Origin of the sequence: Intestinibacillus sp. Marseille-P6563 (assembly GCF_900604335.1) — a bacterium.
In the GTDB taxonomy this organism is placed as follows: Bacteria; Bacillota; Clostridia; order Oscillospirales; family Butyricicoccaceae; genus Butyricicoccus_B.
The window spans coordinates 258,055-274,810 of record NZ_UWOD01000001.1; the positions used below are offsets into that span (position 1 = coordinate 258,055).

21 protein-coding genes are annotated in these 16,756 nt (G+C 55.1%); 9 read left to right on the plus strand and 12 right to left on the minus strand.

From position 1 onward, the window contains the following. Positions 1-14: 14 nt before the first annotated feature. From EFB11_RS01260 to rplS, 6 genes are all read right to left on the minus strand, one after another. Positions 15-977 carry a dipeptidase gene (locus EFB11_RS01260; RefSeq protein WP_164706537.1) on the minus strand — a complete coding sequence of 321 codons (963 nt, stop codon included), beginning with the start codon at positions 975-977 and terminating at the stop codon, positions 15-17. A gap of 13 nt (positions 978-990) precedes the next feature. Continuing rightward, on the minus strand, positions 991-1,341 hold the full coding sequence (locus EFB11_RS01265; RefSeq protein WP_122788586.1) for a YraN family protein: 351 nt from the start codon (positions 1,339-1,341) through the stop codon (positions 991-993). Continuing rightward, complete coding sequence (locus EFB11_RS01270; RefSeq protein ID WP_122788587.1) at positions 1,338-1,958, minus strand: ribonuclease HII; 621 nt, start codon at positions 1,956-1,958, stop codon at positions 1,338-1,340. Before EFB11_RS01270 ends, EFB11_RS01265 begins: the two co-directional genes overlap by 4 nt. Continuing rightward, a complete protein-coding gene (gene ylqF / locus EFB11_RS01275) occupies positions 1,939-2,829 on the minus strand; it encodes a ribosome biogenesis GTPase YlqF (RefSeq protein ID WP_122788588.1) in 891 nt (296 codons plus the stop codon). Before ylqF ends, EFB11_RS01270 begins: the two co-directional genes overlap by 20 nt. Then, positions 2,826-3,404, minus strand: coding sequence for a signal peptidase I (gene lepB / locus EFB11_RS01280; protein WP_122788589.1), 579 nt, complete (start codon positions 3,402-3,404; stop codon positions 2,826-2,828). The genes ylqF and lepB overlap by 4 nt, the downstream gene beginning before the upstream one ends. A gap of 173 nt (positions 3,405-3,577) precedes the next feature. Further along, positions 3,578-3,919 carry a 50S ribosomal protein L19 gene (gene rplS, locus EFB11_RS01285; RefSeq protein ID WP_122788590.1) on the minus strand — a complete coding sequence of 114 codons (342 nt, stop codon included), beginning with the start codon at positions 3,917-3,919 and terminating at the stop codon, positions 3,578-3,580. A gap of 301 nt (positions 3,920-4,220) precedes the next feature. On the opposite strand from rplS, the gene EFB11_RS01290 reads away from it, so the two are divergent. Then, positions 4,221-5,534 (plus strand): alpha-amylase family glycosyl hydrolase, encoded by a 1,314-nt coding sequence (locus EFB11_RS01290; protein ID WP_122788591.1) that lies wholly within the window; start codon positions 4,221-4,223, stop codon positions 5,532-5,534. Between the two features lie 49 nt (positions 5,535-5,583). Further along, positions 5,584-6,204: a manganese efflux pump gene (locus EFB11_RS01295; RefSeq protein ID WP_122788592.1), complete on the plus strand. Its 621-nt coding sequence runs from the start codon at positions 5,584-5,586 to the stop codon at positions 6,202-6,204. 40 nt (positions 6,205-6,244) lie between these two features. On the opposite strand, the gene folD is transcribed toward EFB11_RS01295, so the two are convergent. The 4 genes from folD to yfmF are packed head-to-tail and all read right to left on the minus strand — an operon-like array spanning position 6,245 to position 10,506. Further along, a complete protein-coding gene (gene folD, locus EFB11_RS01300) occupies positions 6,245-7,096 on the minus strand; it encodes a bifunctional methylenetetrahydrofolate dehydrogenase/methenyltetrahydrofolate cyclohydrolase FolD (RefSeq protein WP_122788593.1) in 852 nt (283 codons plus the stop codon). After that, on the minus strand, positions 7,093-7,950 hold the full coding sequence (lgt, locus tag EFB11_RS01305; RefSeq protein WP_122788594.1) for a prolipoprotein diacylglyceryl transferase: 858 nt from the start codon (positions 7,948-7,950) through the stop codon (positions 7,093-7,095). Before lgt ends, folD begins: the two co-directional genes overlap by 4 nt. A gap of 4 nt (positions 7,951-7,954) precedes the next feature. Then, the gene (yfmH, locus tag EFB11_RS01310) at positions 7,955-9,238 is read right to left on the minus strand and encodes an EF-P 5-aminopentanol modification-associated protein YfmH (protein WP_122788595.1); all 1,284 of its coding nucleotides are present in this window, start codon (positions 9,236-9,238) and stop codon (positions 7,955-7,957) included. Then, entirely contained in the window at positions 9,235-10,506 is a 1,272-nt protein-coding gene (gene yfmF, locus EFB11_RS01315; RefSeq protein ID WP_122788596.1) for an EF-P 5-aminopentanol modification-associated protein YfmF, read from the minus strand. Before yfmF ends, yfmH begins: the two co-directional genes overlap by 4 nt. Positions 10,507-10,728: 222 nt before the next feature. Here yfmF and ylxM point away from each other — a divergent pair, with 222 nt between their 5' ends. From ylxM to EFB11_RS01350, 7 genes are all read left to right on the plus strand, one after another. After that, positions 10,729-11,106 carry a YlxM family DNA-binding protein gene (gene ylxM, locus EFB11_RS01320; RefSeq protein WP_122788597.1) on the plus strand — a complete coding sequence of 126 codons (378 nt, stop codon included), beginning with the start codon at positions 10,729-10,731 and terminating at the stop codon, positions 11,104-11,106. 12 nt (positions 11,107-11,118) lie between these two features. Beyond that, entirely contained in the window at positions 11,119-12,480 is a 1,362-nt protein-coding gene (ffh, locus tag EFB11_RS01325; protein ID WP_122788598.1) for a signal recognition particle protein, read from the plus strand. 57 nt (positions 12,481-12,537) lie between these two features. Then, entirely contained in the window at positions 12,538-12,777 is a 240-nt protein-coding gene (gene rpsP, locus EFB11_RS01330; RefSeq protein WP_122788599.1) for a 30S ribosomal protein S16, read from the plus strand. A 20-nt stretch (positions 12,778-12,797) separates the two neighbouring features. Next, complete coding sequence (locus tag EFB11_RS01335; RefSeq protein WP_122789697.1) at positions 12,798-13,028, plus strand: KH domain-containing protein; 231 nt, start codon at positions 12,798-12,800, stop codon at positions 13,026-13,028. 59 nt (positions 13,029-13,087) lie between these two features. Then, entirely contained in the window at positions 13,088-13,591 is a 504-nt protein-coding gene (rimM, locus tag EFB11_RS01340; RefSeq protein WP_122788600.1) for a ribosome maturation factor RimM, read from the plus strand. After that, positions 13,588-14,319 (plus strand): tRNA (guanosine(37)-N1)-methyltransferase TrmD, encoded by a 732-nt coding sequence (gene trmD / locus EFB11_RS01345; RefSeq protein WP_122788601.1) that lies wholly within the window; start codon positions 13,588-13,590, stop codon positions 14,317-14,319. The genes rimM and trmD overlap by 4 nt, the downstream gene beginning before the upstream one ends. Before the next feature lie 165 nt (positions 14,320-14,484). Next, the gene (locus EFB11_RS01350; protein WP_164706538.1) at positions 14,485-15,426 is read left to right on the plus strand and encodes a 1-phosphofructokinase family hexose kinase; all 942 of its coding nucleotides are present in this window, start codon (positions 14,485-14,487) and stop codon (positions 15,424-15,426) included. A 40-nt stretch (positions 15,427-15,466) separates the two neighbouring features. Here the strand turns inward: EFB11_RS01350 and rlmH are convergent, their stop codons facing one another. Together rlmH and EFB11_RS01360 are read right to left on the minus strand one after the other, a co-directional pair. Next, entirely contained in the window at positions 15,467-15,949 is a 483-nt protein-coding gene (gene rlmH / locus EFB11_RS01355; protein ID WP_122788603.1) for a 23S rRNA (pseudouridine(1915)-N(3))-methyltransferase RlmH, read from the minus strand. Then, on the minus strand, positions 15,931-16,746 hold the full coding sequence (locus tag EFB11_RS01360) for an MBL fold metallo-hydrolase (protein ID WP_164706539.1): 816 nt from the start codon (positions 16,744-16,746) through the stop codon (positions 15,931-15,933). Before EFB11_RS01360 ends, rlmH begins: the two co-directional genes overlap by 19 nt. Between the last annotated feature and the right edge of the window lie 10 nt (positions 16,747-16,756).

Sequence of the window (16,756 nt, forward strand, 5' to 3'; positions counted from 1 at the left end):
TTATCCTCCAATATTTATAACATTCGATGAATATAAGCGTCCGCATTGTCATAAAACAACGCGCGAACGGTGCTTTCTAAGTAATTGTGCCGCAGCATTTGCTCAGCTAAGGCTTCCATGTGTCCGGCTGTTGCAATTTCGGCGGGCAGACTGTCGCAGCCATCAAAGTCGCAACCAAGCGCCAGACAGCTTTCGCCGCCCTGCTCCATGAAATGCTCGATGTGCCGCAGCGCATCAGACAGGGTACCACGCGTGCCGTCCTCCCGCAAAAAGGCGCTGTACAGATTGATGCCGCACAGGCCGCCCCGTCGAACGATCTCGGAAAATTGCAAGTCGGTCAGGTTGCGCAAATGATGGCATACCGCCCGGCTGTTGGAATGGCTTGCCACAAACGGCGCTTCGGTCTCCACGCACAGATCCCAGAATCCACGCTCGGACAAATGCGATACATCCAAAATCACGCCCCGCCGCACGAGGTCCTGCACCAGCGCCCGACCGCGTTCGGTCAGCCCGGCATCGTTGTCGGTTGCGGCGCCGCAGGCGTAGACGTTGCGATAGTTCCAGCTCAGCGTTACCAGCCGCACCCCGGCATCGTAAGCCCGCTGGACATGTGCTTCGGTGGGCATCAGTTCAGCTCCCTCAATGGACAGAAAGGCCGCTGCCTTGCCTTTGTTACGGGCAAGGTCAAATTCTTCGCTGTCAAAGCAAAGGGTCAACCAGTCGGCGTTGTCGCGAAACTGCCGTTTGGCTTCGCTCAGGAGCGCATCCAGCCGGTCTTCTTCGGGCAAATCAAACAGAGAACGCGCTCGTTTTACGCCGTCCGGCGCACGGGCGCCGCAGAACAGTGCAAAAAACTGTGCATAATGATTGTACCCGGATACTTTCGCGCGGTCAATCATCAAATCGTTTTCGCGCAAATTTTTTCCGGTTTCATAGCATTCGTACAGGGTATCGCAATGCAAATCAAAATACCGCAAACGGTTCCCTCCCTTATGCGTCGAACGCATTTTCCAGATGACGTATGCTGGACGGCGCTTCCCGCCCGGCCAGCAAAATCTCCACCACGTCAAACCGCGGCTGTCCGGCATCCGGATGCACGGCCAGCCATGCTTCGGCCGCTAAAATCAGCTTTTGTTGCTTGGCATGGGTCACCGCCTCACGCGGCAGACCGAACCGCGCATTTTTGCGCAGTTTGACCTCCACAAAGGCCACAAACCCATCCTTGCAGGCAATGATGTCGATTTCGCCATACCGCGTGCGGAAATTGCGCGCCACAATCGTATACCCATGTGCTGCTAAGTAACTTGCCGCAAGGTCTTCCCCGAGTTGTCCCCGGTTCATGGCCTCGCCTCGGGATGTTTGTCGTAAAATTTCTTCAAAAAGGTCATTCGGTGAATGGGGCTCGGTCCGTGCTCCAAAATCGCTTGATAGTGCGCCTTGGTGCCATAGCCCTTGTGCTTGGCAAACCCGTAAGCAGGATAGAGAGCATCCTGCTCGAGCATCAACCGGTCACGGGTAACCTTGGCCAAAATGGATGCCGCAGCGATGGACGGGCTTTTCGCGTCCCCGCCGACCACACACTGGTGCGGAATGACCAGCCCTTTGGAGCGGTTGCCATCCACGAGGGCATAATCGGCTGCGGGGTGCAGTCTTTCGACTGCCTGCTGCATCGCGACATAGGTCGCTTCTAATATATTGATGCGGTCGATGGTTTCATGATCGACCAGTGCAATGGCATAAGCCAGCGCCTGCTCCTGAATGGTATCAAAAAGCTGCTCCCGCTTTTTTTCGGTCAGCTTTTTGGAGTCGTTTAAGCCGTCGATCGTGCAGCCGAATGGCAGAATCACCGCCGCTGCACACACCGGCCCGGCCAGCGGCCCACGGCCGGCCTCATCGATGCCGCAAATGGCCTGAAAGCCCTGCTCGGCGACTGCGGCCTCAATCGTCCAGTCCAGCATCGGCATAGTCCTCCGGGGTTTCCAGCGTGATGCGGCCAAGCACACCGCCACGGTATTCATCTAATAGGATACGCGCCATGCGCTCGGTGTCGATCTCGCCGCCGCGCAGCAAGAAGCCGCGGTTCTTTCCTGCCTGCTCAAGCAGCGAAAAGCCGAGAAAATCGACTTCTTCCATCTCGTCCGGCAGAGTCAGCTTATAGCGGGTCGTGATCGCCTCAGGCGCACGGGCTGCTAAAATTTCCATGAGCTTGCACGCCAGAGTTTCTACATCCAAAATGTCGTCTTTAACCGCGCCCGTGGATGCGAGCAGCAGGCCGGTGCGCTCATCGTCAAACTTGGGCCACAGGATGCCCGGCGTATCGAGCAAATCGATGCCATCCCCGACCCGGAACCACTGGCTCCCGCGGGTCACGCCCGGCTTATCGGCTGCCTTGGCCGATTTGCGTCCTAAAATGCGATTGATAAAGGTCGATTTGCCCACGTTCGGAATGCCGACGATCATTACACGCACCGCGCGGCCGGTCTGCCCTTTTTCGTTCCACTGGGCGATCTTATCGGCCAGCACTTCGCGCACCGCAGCTGCAAACCGATCGGTCCCCTTGCCGTGCTGGCTGTCGGTTTCGAGCACCGCCCAGCCCTTTTGCCGGAAGAAAGCCGCCCAGCGGCGGGTCTGTTCCGGGTCGGCCAGGTCGGTGCGGTTCAAAATCATCATCCGCGGCTTGGAGCCAGCGATCTCATCCATATCCGGGTTGCGGGACACCTGCGGGATGCGGGCATCCACCACTTCACAAACCAAATCGATATTTTTCAGGTTTTCGAGCATCTGGCGCCGGGTTTTGGCCATATGCCCAGGATACCATTGAATGTTCATTCTGTTTTTCCTCCGAAGTTTTCGGGCGGCCAAACCACAGCCAGTACATGGCCGATGATATAGCGTTCATCTACCATGCCCAGGTCGGGCGAACGGCTGTCGGTCGATGCGTTGCGGTTATCACCCATGACAAACACACAGCCTTCGGGGACGGTCTGCGGGAACTCCATGCCCTCAAAGTCCATGGGCAGTTCAAAATCGTTGATGTAGTCCTCCTGCAGTTCTTCGCCATTGACATAGACCTTGCCGAGTGCAAAATCGATGTTGATTTCATCACCTTCGGTCGCAATAATACGCTTGACGATCGGGCCGTGCATGAAGCTCTCCTTGTTGAGCACGACGATATCGCCCTTGGCCGGGGTATATCCCAGATTGCTGACCACCATCACATCTTTATCGTGGAGCGTCGGGTACATCGAACTGCCGTCCACCCCGATCAGGCGCACGACAAATGTAAAAAGCAATACAATGAAGATCAGGGAGATGATGAGCGCTTCGCCCCAATCGTAAAAGCTGCTCTGAAAACGCCCCTTTTTTTGCTCTTGTTCCTCTTCAAAGGGTTGGCGTTCTTCCATGTTCTGCATCCTCCATCTTGAAATTTAATAGACCTTTTTATTATACCTTCTCCAGAAAGTTTAAGCAACCAAATCTTCGCCCGCCACACGGCTTTTCTTCCCGGCAGACCACATATTTTTTCTACAAAAAAAGAGAAAGAGGGAAACCGAAGCTCCCCTCTTTTTGTCCCTTTTTAGACCTTTTCGACGACCTTGGCAGCCTTGCCTACGCGACCGCGCAGGTAGTACAGCTTCGCGCGGCGTACCTTACCGTTACGGATGACTTCGAACTTTGCAACGTTCGGAGAGTGTACCGGGAAGGTCTTTTCCACGCCTACGCCGTAAGAAATGCGGCGAACGGTGACGGTCTTGTTGATGCCCGCGTGCTTCATCGCAATGATGGTGCCTTCAAACACCTGGATACGCTCGCGGTTGCCCTCCTTGATCTTGTTGTGTACCTTTACGGTATCACCGATCTTGAGTTCAGGCAGGTCGTTCTTGAGCTGCTGCTCAGACAGAATCTTGACTAAATCCATTTTTCAGTCTTCCTTTCATCCTAGACATTCGTGCCGTATCATTCTCATTAAGGCCAGTCTTGGGCCGGTAAGCAGAGGAATGCCCGTTATCGGTTTTTAATTGTATCATATTCCGCACATAGACGCAAGCATTATTTCCCGTATTCTGCGTTTTTCGCCGAAATCGGCAGGTTGCCAAATCTCCCCGTTTTGTTTCCCTTCTGTTGTTGTTATTTCTTACAAAAACGATTATACTAATGTATGGCAGTTTCCGGCTGACCTATCCCCCGATCCTATGGATCGCATTGAAGGAGTGATCCCCATGTGGGCTTATGAAAGCGTATTCTATCAAATCTGTCCCATCGGCTTTTGCGGCGCGCCGCGTGTCAACGACGGCCAAACGGTCAACCGCATCCAAAAGGTCGCCGATTGGACCGACCATCTGGTAAAACTCGGCGTCAACGCCGTTTATTTTTCGCCCGTTTTCGAGTCGGACAGCCATGGCTACGACACCCGCTATTTCCGCAAGATCGATTGCCGCCTGGGTACCAATGACGACTTTGCCGCCATGTGCCGTACGCTGCACGACAGCGGCATCCGGGTCGTGCTCGACGGGGTGTTCAATCATGTCGGCCGCGGCTTCTGGGCCTTCCGCGATGTGCAGGAGAAAAAATGGGACTCTCCTTATAAGGATTGGTTCCATATTTCTTTTGATGGCAATTCCAACTACAACGACGGCTTTTGGTACGAAGGCTGGGAAGGCCACTATGAACTGGTCAAGCTCAACCTGAAAAACCCGGCAGTCGTCGATCATATCTTCTCCTGCATCCGCGCCTGGGTGGAGGAATTCGATATTGACGGTCTGCGGCTGGATGTGGCGTACCTACTTGACCGGGATTTCCTCAAGGCGTTGCGCCGTTTTACCGACAGCCTCAAGCCCGAGTTCGTGCTCATTGGCGAAGTGCTGCACGGCGATTACAACCAGATTGTCAACGATGAAATGCTGCATTCGTGCACCAACTATGAATGCTACAAGGGATTGTATTCTTCCCTCAATTCGATGAATCTATTTGAAATCACCCATTCGCTCATGCGCCAGTTCGGTCCGGAAAACTGGACGCTGTATAAGGGCAAGCATCTGATGAGCTTTGTCGATAACCACGACGTAACCCGTGCGGCGTCGATTCTGAACAATCCGGCGCATCTGCCGCTACTTTATGGTATGCTGTTTGGTATGCCGGGCATTCCCTGCCTTTACTACGGCTCGGAGTGGGGCGCCGAAGGGCACAAGACCCCAGGCAGCGACGATGTCCTGCGGCCGTGCTTTGAGCAGCCGGTATGGACTGAACTGACCGACACCATTGCCGCAATGGCGCAAGTCCACCGCGAAAGCCGGGCGTTGTGCTATGGCGATTTCAAGCACTTGGTGCTCACCAACAAGCAGGCCATTTGGGAGCGAAAAGCCGAAGGCGAACGCGTCCTGATTGCCATCAACGCGGATAGCGAACCGTACACCGCGCACTTTGATGCCCAGTCGGGCATGGCGGTCGATCTCATCACCGGCAAGCCGCATGATTTTGGCGGCGGCAGCGAGCTCCCGCCCTACTCGGTAGCCTTCTGGAAGACCGAACGCTAAACACCAAACAAGCAGAGAATTCATAGGCTGAGCCAGGAGGCTTTGTCTTATGGATTGTCTGCTTGTTTTTTTAATGTCTTGTGACGCACTTTTTGCCTGTCTCGCGCTGGGGGCGCAGCGCATTACAGTCGAACCCCGCGCCCGGCTAGTGCTGGCGGGTGTCGGCACCGGCTGTCTGGCGTTTTCTTTCTTGGCCTCGCAGGCGCTACTCCTGCTGCTGCCCGATCCGCTGTTCCATTACATAAGCTGCGGTGCATTATTGGCCATTGCGCTGTGCTGCTTATTCGAGGCTGGCTGTAAACGGTTATCCGACCGGCTTGCAGCCGCTGCGACGCCCTTGACCTTTCACCTGCACGGTTTGCGGGTAGTACTGCAAATCTACGCAGAGACCGCACGCGCCGACGCCGACCGGTCGGGTTCCCTGTCACCCACCGAGGCCTTTTGGCTAGCGGTGCCGCTCTCACTCGATTCGCTGCTGACCGGGCTTTCGATTTCTGTTACACCCCAAACTGCCGCCGGGCTGCTGCTGTTTTCCCTACTCTGCGGCTTGCTGGCCACTTGGGCCGGGGAAAAGATCGGCAAACGTCTGGGACACGCCGCTGGACAGTCGGCATCCCTCGTCAGTGGCGTTCTGCTGCTCATCATTGCGCTGTGCAAACTCAAACTCTAAACAAAGCCCCTTTCCCAAAAACCAGGAAAGGGGCAGTTTCTTACATACCGTTTTGCAGACGCGCTGCTTTGATGGTGTTTTTCATCAGCATGGTGATGGTCATGGGGCCTACGCCGCCGGGCACCGGCGTCATGTAAGATGCCTTTTCCATGACCGCAGGGCCTACATCGCCGCAAACCTTGCCGTCTTCGTTGCGGTTCATGCCCACATCGATGACGACGGCTCCGGGCTTGACCATATCCGGGGTCACAAAGTTGGCCTTGCCGACCGCGGCTACCAGGATATCCGCACCCGCGCAGATCTCTTGCAGATTGGCCGTGCGGCTGTGACAGATGGTGACCGTGCCATGCTTGTGCAGCAGAAGCATCGCCATGGGCTTGCCGACGATGTTGGAGCGGCCGATCACCACGCACTGCTTACCCTTGGGATCGATGTCATACTCGTCCAACAGTTCCATCACGCCCGCCGGGGTGCAAGGCAGGAAATCAAAGTCCCCGATCATGATCTTGCCCACATTAGTCGGATGAAATGCATCCACATCCTTTTTCGGGTCGATCGCCGCAATGACCGCATCTTCCCGAATCTGTGCCGGCAGCGGAAGCTGGCACAAAATGCCGCTGATCTTGGGATTGGTATTGAGCCGATAGATCAGGTCCAGCAGTTCACTTTCCGAAGCGGTTGCGGGCAGCACATGCTTTTCGCTATAAAACCCGCATTCCAGGCAAGCGCGCTCTTTGTTGCGCACATAGATCTGGCTGGCCGGGTCATCCCCGACCAAAATAACCGCCAGGCCAGGGACAACTCCCTGCGCCTTGAGCGTTTCGGTCTGTTCTAAAATCTGGCCGCGTACCTTGGCCGACAATGCTTTTCCGTCCATGCGAATTGCACTCATTCATGACTCTCCTTTTTATCCACTTCAATCGGTTTTTCCATCGCTGTGGGCATCCAGATTTGCCCCAGCGTTTCTATCTTATTTTTCCGTCCAAGCACCAACAGCACCAGGGCGACCAGACAGCTGACTCCAGCCAGCACCTGCGATACGCGCAGCGGAGTGCCTGGAATATATAGACTATCGGTCCGCAGCCCTTCAATCCAGAACCGACCAAATCCATACCAGGCGGCATAGATCAAAAAGATCTCGCCTTTGAAATGACGCTTTTTGCAGCACACATGCAGAAGCGCCAGGCCAATCAGGTTCCAGACCGATTCATACAGGAAGGTCGGATGCACCGGGTCGCCGCCGTCGATGGTCATGCCCCACGGCAGACTGGTCGACCCGCCAAAGGCTTCGGCATTGAAGAAATTCCCCCAACGCCCAAAGATCTGACCGATAATCAGACCGGTCGCGGCAATGTCCAACATGCCCGGAATGTTGAGATGCTTATGCTTGCCATAAAAGTAAATGGTGAGCACAGCCCCGATGATGCCGCCATAGATGGCCAGTCCGCCATGCCAAATTGCAAAAATCTCCACCGGGTTATCCTTATAGGCACCCCATTCAAAAAATACATAATAGAGCCGGGCGCACACGATCGCAATGGGAACGCACAAGATCAGCAGATCATACAGGTTGTCCAGTGAGTATCCAAACTGCACGGTCCTGCGCGACGCATACGCCGCCGCGACCAGAAATCCGATACAAATAATGATGCCATACCAGTAAATATCTTTTCCCAAAATGCTGAAGGCTACGCGGTTGATGGTAAATTCCAGACCAAGCCCCGGGAAACCAATCACATGTTCCATGTCCTCATCCTTTCTCCGGTCCGCTCAGCGGTTCGATCAGCGACAGCACCGACCGTTCGGGCTGCGCCCAAACCGCAAAGCGCGCTTGTACCTGTTCGCGTGTGATGGCGGCTTGCAATTCGGCAAAGTCAAAAAAGTCCTCCCCGCCAAATACGGCTTCACACTGCGCCCGGCAGATTTCGTCCGGTTGGTCGAGGGTACGCAGCGTCATGCCATAGGCCGCCCGCCAGATGCGCTCGAAGACCGCTGGGTCCACCCCATCGCGGGCCAGCTCTTGCACCCGTGCTTCCAGCCGCGCCCGTACATCGCGCGCCGCATGACTGTTGCCCACAAAATAGGCGCAGGCCGCTTCGGGATGCAGACTGTATCCGTTTTGGAACTGCCGATCGATCAGACCATCCCGATACAGTTCGGTATATAAGGTTGAGGTTTCGCCGGCAAGGATGCGGCTGCACAGTTCGCCGACAAGCTGCCGCTGCAGGCGGCTCTCCCCGGCCTGCACCGGGTCATCCTTAAACCCAATCATAAAGTATGGCCGGGATACCGCCATGCGCTTGACCACTTCGGACTGACAGATCGTCGGACGACGTGTGCCATAGCCGCGCGCAGCGATATGCGCCGCCTTTTCGGGCGAGAACTTCTGCGCCATGGATACGATGGTGTCAAAATCCGCCTGTCCGCACACGACCAGCGCCATATTAGCCGGACTGTAAAACGCCTTGTGGCACTGGTACAGCAGTTCGGGCGTAATGCCCGCGATGCTGTCCACGCTGCCCGCAATCGAGATGCGTACCGGATGCTCGTGATACAGCGCCTGATACATCCCCACATAGGTCTGCCAGAACGGCTGATCGTCCATCATACCGATTTCCTGGCCGATGATGCCTTTTTCCTTTTCCACATTTTCGTCGGTAAAATACGGGGTAAAGACAAATTTCAGCAGGATCTCCAGGTTTTTTTCAAAAGAATCGGTGCACGAAAAATGATAAGCCGTCATGTTGTGGCTGGTGAAGGCATTGGGCATCGCGCCCGTGGCGGCGAATTTTTGCAGCGCATTGCCGTCCTCATCCTCGAACATTTTATGTTCCAGGAAATGAGCCACCCCAGCCGGTGTGACGATATGGGTGCCGTCCTCCATCGTAAAATCGGCATCGACCGAACCGAAGTTGGTGGCCAGCATGGCAAACGTCTTGGAAAATCCCTCTTTCGGGATATAATAAATCGGTAAGCCGTTGGGCAGCGTATGGGTTAGCATGGTTTCATGCACGCGGTCAAAACTCTTTTTCATGCCTGTGCCACCCCCTTTAAAAAGTATATGGTGTCCAGCTGCATGGTACGGCCTGCGGCGAGCACTTCGTCCCGGGTGGCACGGGTCAGCGCATCACACAATTCATCCAGGCCATCCTTCCAGCCACCAATCGCCTGGCTTTGGAAATACCACTCCAGGGATGCCGGCGCATCGTTCATGGCCCGCAGCGAGCCGAGCAGCGTCCGCCGGGCGCCTTCCAGCTCGTCTTCGGTCAGCCCGTCCTGCATCTGCGCCAGCTGCCGCAAGATCTCATCCCGCGCGGTTTCAAAATTGCTGTTTTCAATGCCCGAGGATACCGAAATGATGCCCTTGTGCTTGTTCATGGTCGCGCTTGCATAGTAGCACAAACTCATCTTCTCCCGCACTTGGCGGAACAGGCGCGAACCGGTATACCCGCCAAAGGCGGTCACAAACAGCATCATCGCCGGATACGCCGCATCGCCGCCCGTAATGCCGGTGCGGAAGCCGAGCGACAATTTGCCCTGCTGCACGTCCATTTCTTCGATGACCGTGCGCGGCTGGGCCGGTGCGGGCCGCAGTACGGCCTGCACTGCCTGTCGGCCGCCCGTCCGCGCCGCAAACGCGGCACGGAACGCCGCTTCGATCTGTTCCGCCGGTGCACTGCCGCAGTAGAACAGTTCCAGCGACGCATGCTGTAAAGTATCCTGCCAGAATGCCGTCAGGTCGGATGCCGAAGCGGTGCGCGCGGCCTCGGCCGAACCGTATTCGCACCAGCCGAACGGCTCGCCCTCGCACATGATCTCCTGCATCCGGCGCACCGCATAGCTGCGCGTATCATTTTTCAGGCCTAAGATCTTGTTCATCAGGTTTTTGCCTTCGGCCGCTGTATACTCCGGGCGCAAGGTGCCATCTTCGGTGCGGTACGGCGCATTCCACAGCTCGGCAAGCAATTCGATCGTGTGTCCGGTCAGGTCTTCCCCTGCTGCGGCATAGGTCCCGTCGATCACATCGGACAGGAATCCGACCGAGAGATTTTCGCCAACCTTGCGTACAAAGGGCAAAATGCGCGCGCCGTACAGGCGGTCCAGTTCGACCCCCAGGCTTTCCATGTCCGGGCAGCGCGCTGTGCCGCGCGCCAGCACCTGCGGCAAGAGCGCCGCCAGCGCATTTTCCTGCGTGACGGGCAGAACCGCAGCCGCACTCAGCACCGATGTTTTAAAGCGCGTGGTCGAAAGACAGGTCAGGAACACGCCTTCGGCCAGCTGCTTTCTGGTAATTTGCTGCATCGTGTAGCCTCATTTCTAAAATTGGATGTCTCTAAAAGGCACAACGTGGCGACTTTCGCCACGCGATGAATCCAGTATACCCGTATTTATAGGTAAAGTCCAGCACAGCGCCACAATTTTCCCGAAATTTTCAAAAATACCCCTTGACAACTTAGGTCGCTTGCTGTAATATAATAGCGTTGCAGTTGTAAAGCCATTCTCCTTTACACTGGAGGCAAGACCATGAAAAACAAACCACTCGAAATGTGCTTGCTTTTTGACTTTTACGGCGAGATGCTCACCGATAAGCAAAAAGAGGTGTTCGACCTATATTATAATGAGGACCTCTCCCTTGCGGAGATCTCTGAACACATCGGCATCACCCGCCAGGGCGTGCGCGACAGCATCGTCCGCGCCGAACATACCCTGCGCGATATGGAGCAGCGCCTGGGGCTGGTGGCCCGCTACGGCAAGATCGATCCGCTGATCGATTCCATGCTGGGCGACGTACACCGCCTGCGCATCATCAACTCCAACCAACTGCACAATCCGGAAATTTCCCGCACGCTCGCCCGGCTGGATGAAAACCTAAAGGCGATCGCAAGCGGCCGTACCTTATAACCGGAGGATACCATGGCATTTGAAGGCTTAACCGAAAAAATTTCCAATACGTTTAAAAAGCTGCGCAGCCGCGGTCGATTGACCGAAAGCGACGTCAAGGAGGCCATGCGTGAGATCCGTCTTGCGCTTTTGGAAGCCGACGTCAACTTCAAGGTCACCAAGGATTTTATCAAGACCGTCACCGAAAAGGCGACCGGCTCGGACATCCTGGAAAGCCTGTCCCCGGCCCAGCAGGTCATCAAGATCGTTAACGAGGAACTGACCGCCCTGCTCGGCGGCCAGAACGCCCGCATTACCATTGCCCCCAACCCGCCGACCATTGTCATGATGGTTGGTTTGCAGGGCGCCGGTAAAACGACCAACTGCGCCAAGCTCGCTGGTCTGTTCAAAAAACAGCAGCAGCGGCGTCCCCTGCTCGTCGCATGTGACGTATACCGTCCGGCCGCGATCGATCAGCTGAAAGTGGTTGGTTCGCAGCTCGGCATCCCGGTTTTTGACATGGGACAGGGTGATCCGATCGAGATTGCCAAGGCTGGCGTAGACTTTGCCCGCAAGAACGGGCATGATTTGGTGTTCATCGATACCGCAGGTCGTCTGCACATCGATGAAGCCCTGATGGATGAACTGAAAAATATCAAAGCGGCCATCAAGCCGCATGAAATTATGCTGGTCGTCGATGCGATGACCGGTCAGGATGCTGTCAACGTGGCGCAGACCTTTGACGAAGCGCTGGGCGTGGACGGTGTGCTGATGAGTAAGATGGACGGCGACGCCCGCGGCGGCGCGGCCCTTTCGGTCAAGGCCGTTACTGGCAAGCCGATCAAGTACATCGGCACGGGCGAAAAGCTCGACAACATCGAGCCCTTCCACCCCGACCGTATGGCTTCCCGTATTTTAGGCATGGGCGATGTGCTGACCCTTATCGAAAAGGCGCAGCAGTCGTTTGACGCCAAGCAGGCAGCCGAAACCGCCAAGAAGATGGCGGTCGGCAAGCTGACACTGACCGATTTCTACGAACAGCTCCAGCAGATGAAAAACATGGGTTCCATGCAGGATATGCTGGGCATGCTTCCCGGTGTGGACGCCAAGGCTTTGGCGGGCGCACAGGTCGATGAAAAGGCGCTGGCGCATACCGAAGCGATCATCCAGTCGATGACGCCCAAGGAACGCGACAATCCGTCGATCATCAATTACAGCCGCAAAAAGCGAATCGCCGCTGGCTGCGGTTTGAAAATCGAGGAGATCAACAAACTGCTTAAACAGTTTGAGATGATGCAGAAAATGACCAAGCAGCTTGTGGGAATGCAAAAGCGCAGCAAAAAGAAAAAGCGCGGCGGCTTCCCTGGCCTGGGCAATTTCAAACTCCCGTTTTAATTTTGTGTAAAGTTATTTTACAATAGATTCTCGCTATTTCAAGGAGGTGAAAAAGAGATGGTAAAGATCAGACTGCGCAGAATGGGCGCTAAGAAGGCTCCGTTCTACCGTATTGTTGTTGCCGACTCTCGTTATCCGCGTGACGGTCGTTTCATCGAGGAAATCGGCACGTACAACCCGATGACCGCAGAGGCAGAGGTGAAGATCGACGCTGAGCGTGCTCAGAAGTGGATCAAGAATGGCGCACAGCCGACCGACACCGTTCGCGGCATCCTGAAGAAGGCCGGTGTGCTGTAATGGAGTGTGAGGTTGTGGACATGAAGGAACTTCTGACCTACATTGTAGCGAACCTGGTATCCGACCCGGACGCGATTTCCATTGAGGAAAAAGTAAACGGCGACGAGATCACTTATGAATTGCGTGTTGCAGCCGACGACATGGGCCGGATCATCGGCCGTCATGGCCGCATCGCCAAGGAGATCCGCACGCTGATGAAAGCGGCTGGCAATCGGGAAAACAAAAAGGTTTCTGTCGATATCTGTGACTAAAACCTTCAAAGACCTGTCACAGTGGACAGGTCTTTTCTTTTTCATACAGGGAGGAACACATGCAAAAACAATTCTTGGAGGCCGGTAAGATTGTCAACACCCATGGTGTGACCGGCGAGATCAAAGTGCAGCCCTGGTGCGACAGCCCTGAGGTGCTGACCGATTTTGACACGCTTTACCTCTCCCCCACCGAACCCGTGCAGGTCAAAAAAGCCTATGTGCACAAAAACTGCGTGGTCATGCGACTGACCGGTGTCGACACCTGCGAAGCCGCCGAAGCGCTCAAAAACCGTATCCTCTATCTCAACCGGGACGATGTCGAACTGCCCGAAGACTTGGTCTTTATTCAGGACATTCTGGGACTAACGGTTTTTGATACCCGTACCGGAGAAACCATCGGTACCCTACGGGATGTGAACCAAGGTGCGGGCCATGACCTGTATATCATCCGCCGCGACGGCAAACCCGATGCCCTCATCCCGGCCTGCAAGCCGTTCCTGAAAAACATCGATCTGGAAAAAGGCATCATCACCGTGGAAACCATTGAGGGGCTGATCGAATGAAGATCGATATCATGACCTTATTTCCGGGTATCATCGAGGGTGTAATGCAGGAAAGCATCATCGGCCGAGCCCAGGCCAAGGGTCTGGTCGAGATTCGGGCGACCAACATCCGGGACTACGCGCTGGACAAGCATCACAAGGCGGATGATTCCCCCTATGGCGGCGGCCGTGGCATGGTGATGCTGCCCGAACCGCTGTATCTATGTCATCAGGCCTTGACCGGTGGCGAACATGTCCATACGGTGATGCTCTCGGCGCAGGGAGCACCGTTCACTCAGGCCAAGGCCCGGGAACTTCTGGCCCGGGAACATTTCATCCTGGTCTGCGGACACTATGAAGGCATCGACCAGCGGTTTATCGATACTTGTGTCGATGAGGAGATTTCCATCGGGGATTTTGTCCTCACCGGCGGTGAGATCCCGGCCATGGCGGTTGCCGATGCGGTGTGCCGGATGGTACCGGGTGTCCTGCCCGACGAAACCGCTTTTCAGGAAGAAAGCCACTGGAATGGCCTGTTGGAATATCCGCAGTATACCCACCCCGCCGAATGGCGCGGCCAGGCGGTGCCCGAGGTGCTGCTGTCCGGCCATCATGCCAACATTGCCCGCTGGCGGCGTAAGATGTCGCTCAAACGCACCAAACGCGATCGGCCCGACCTGTTTGCAGCCTTTGAGCCGCAGGACAAGCAGGACCGCAAAATTCTTGCCGAATTGGAAACCGAAGATTGATTGCTGCCGAAAAACAGACATTTTCCCTGTTTTTCGGCTTTTTTATGTATTATCGCGTCCTGTTTTACACAAATTCCAGTCATCGAAAAGAGAATTATGGTTTACAAAAGAAAGCAAATTGAGTAAAATAAAAGATGAAGAGAGATGCAAACAGGAGGTTTCCTTATGATTATTACCATTACCCTGAACCCTGCGCTTGACCGAACCATACGGATCGACCATCCCCTCTCGCCGCGAAAACTCAACCGTGCCATTGGCAGTATGGTCGAGCCGGGCGGCAAAGGCATCAACGTATCTCGCGCGATCAAGGCCCTGGGCGGCACCAGTGTTGCCCTTGGTTTTTCGGCTGGTTCCAATGGCCGTATGATGAAAGATGCGCTGACATCGGCGGATATTCATCATGATTTTGTTGATGTCCCGGGGGAAACCCGTATTAACATTCAGCTCATCGATACCTTTGGCGACCATACTGAAATCAATGAACCGGGTTCCAAAATCAGTGATGCCGATTATCTGCGGTTCCTCGACCGCATGGATCACTACTTGCAGCCGGAAAATATTTTTGTCATCACCGGTTCCACACCGCCGCAGTTCTCGCTGGATGGCTACATAAAAATCTGCAAAAAGATCAAGAAGGCTGGATGTCGCCTGATTATCGATGCAAACGGCGAGCGGCTTTTGGAAGCGCTCAAGTTGGAGCCGGACTTTGTAAAGCCCAATATCTTTGAACTCGCGGAAGCAACTGGCGACGAAACTTCGACTGATCCGGAAGTGCTGGTTCACAGCGCCCGCAAGCTGCTGGATATGGGCGCTCGTGCGGTCTGTGTATCCATGTCGCAGGAAGGTGCACTCTTTGTTTCCAAGGACGAAAAGGAAGCGCTGTACGTCAACAGCAATCCAAAAATCTTTGACTGCGGCGCGGTCGGTACTGGCGATGCGATGGTTGGCGCGATTGCAAACTCCATGCAAAATGCGCTGAGCTTCTGCGAACTGGCGAAGTATACGGTTGCAACTGGACGTGCCTGCGCCCGTCTGGCAGGTACCGAAATGGCAACGCTGAAGCGTGTATTCGAAGTATACGAAACCCTTCAGGTTTATACGGTATAAAAAACAGAAAAGCCTGTCTGTGTGATACAGACAGGCTTTTTTATTTGTGATACTTCCCGCCCGCTTGGATATTCAGAGCGCGATAAATCTGCTCCAAAACCATAATACGGGCCAAATGATGCGGGAACGTCATGGGCGACATGGAAAGCCGCAGCCGTGCTTCCTTCTTGAGCGCGGCATCCAAACCATAGGACCCACCAATCAGGACTGCGATCCGGCTGGTACCCGAAAGGGCCATATCGGCCAACGTGTCTGCCAACGCCTCGCTGGACATGGTCTTCCCTTCGATGCACATGGCAATCACAGCAGCCCCCTGCGGAATCTTCGCTCGAATTGCCTCCGCCTCTTTTTGCAAAGCAGCGGCAATTTGTCCAGCCGAGGGACGATCGGGCAAACGCTGTTCGGTCAGCTCGATAATTTCCAGTTTACAATAACCGGCCAAACGTTTCTCATATTCCTGGACAGCATCTTTCCAAAAACGCTCTCCCAGTTTGCCTACACAAATCAACCGGATACCAAGCATCGTTCACCCTCCGCACGCAAATGAAGCGGATGTTCCATCTCGTCTTTGGGCGCCACAAACAATTCGCAGGCTTGTCCAGCTGCATCCAGTGCTAACCGGGTCTCTCGCAGTGCCCGCATCGGTGTGTTGTTATGCTCGCTCAAATGGGCCAACACGATCGTACTTGTCCCGCTTTGTGCTAGCTCTACGGCGCACAGTGCGCAATCCGGATTGGACAAATGCCCCTGGTTCCCTGCCACGCGCTGTTTGAGCGACCACGGATATGGGCCATTGCGCAGCATGTCCACATCGTGGTTGGACTCCAGCACAACGGCATCGCAGCCGCGTAGTTTGCTTTTGATCTCTCCGGGCATGAAGCCCAAGTCGGTCGCAAACCCGAAGGAGAAGTCGTGCATGTGGAAGCGATACCCTACGCTTTCTGCGGCGTCGTGCGGGGTGGGAAAGGACTGCACATCCATTGTTCCTACGGTGAAGGTGTCCCCTGCCCAGTACGGGCGCAGCAGCTTCCGGGCATCTGGATTCTTGGCCAGCAACGCTTGGGTTGTCCCCTTGCTGGCATAAACCGGCACATCATGCCGCTTGACAAAGGTTGTGAGACCCTTGACATGGTCAATATGCTCGTGGGTCAGCAAAACCGCATCCAGCATGTCGATCGTCAGGCCGACCCGCCGCAATGCTGCTGTCAATCGCCGGACCGAAACGCCCAAATCAATCAAAATGCGGGTATTTCCGTCTACCAATAAACCACAATTCCCACTGGAACCGCTTGCAATGCTGAAATAGTAGGTTTGCTCCAAAATTCTGATC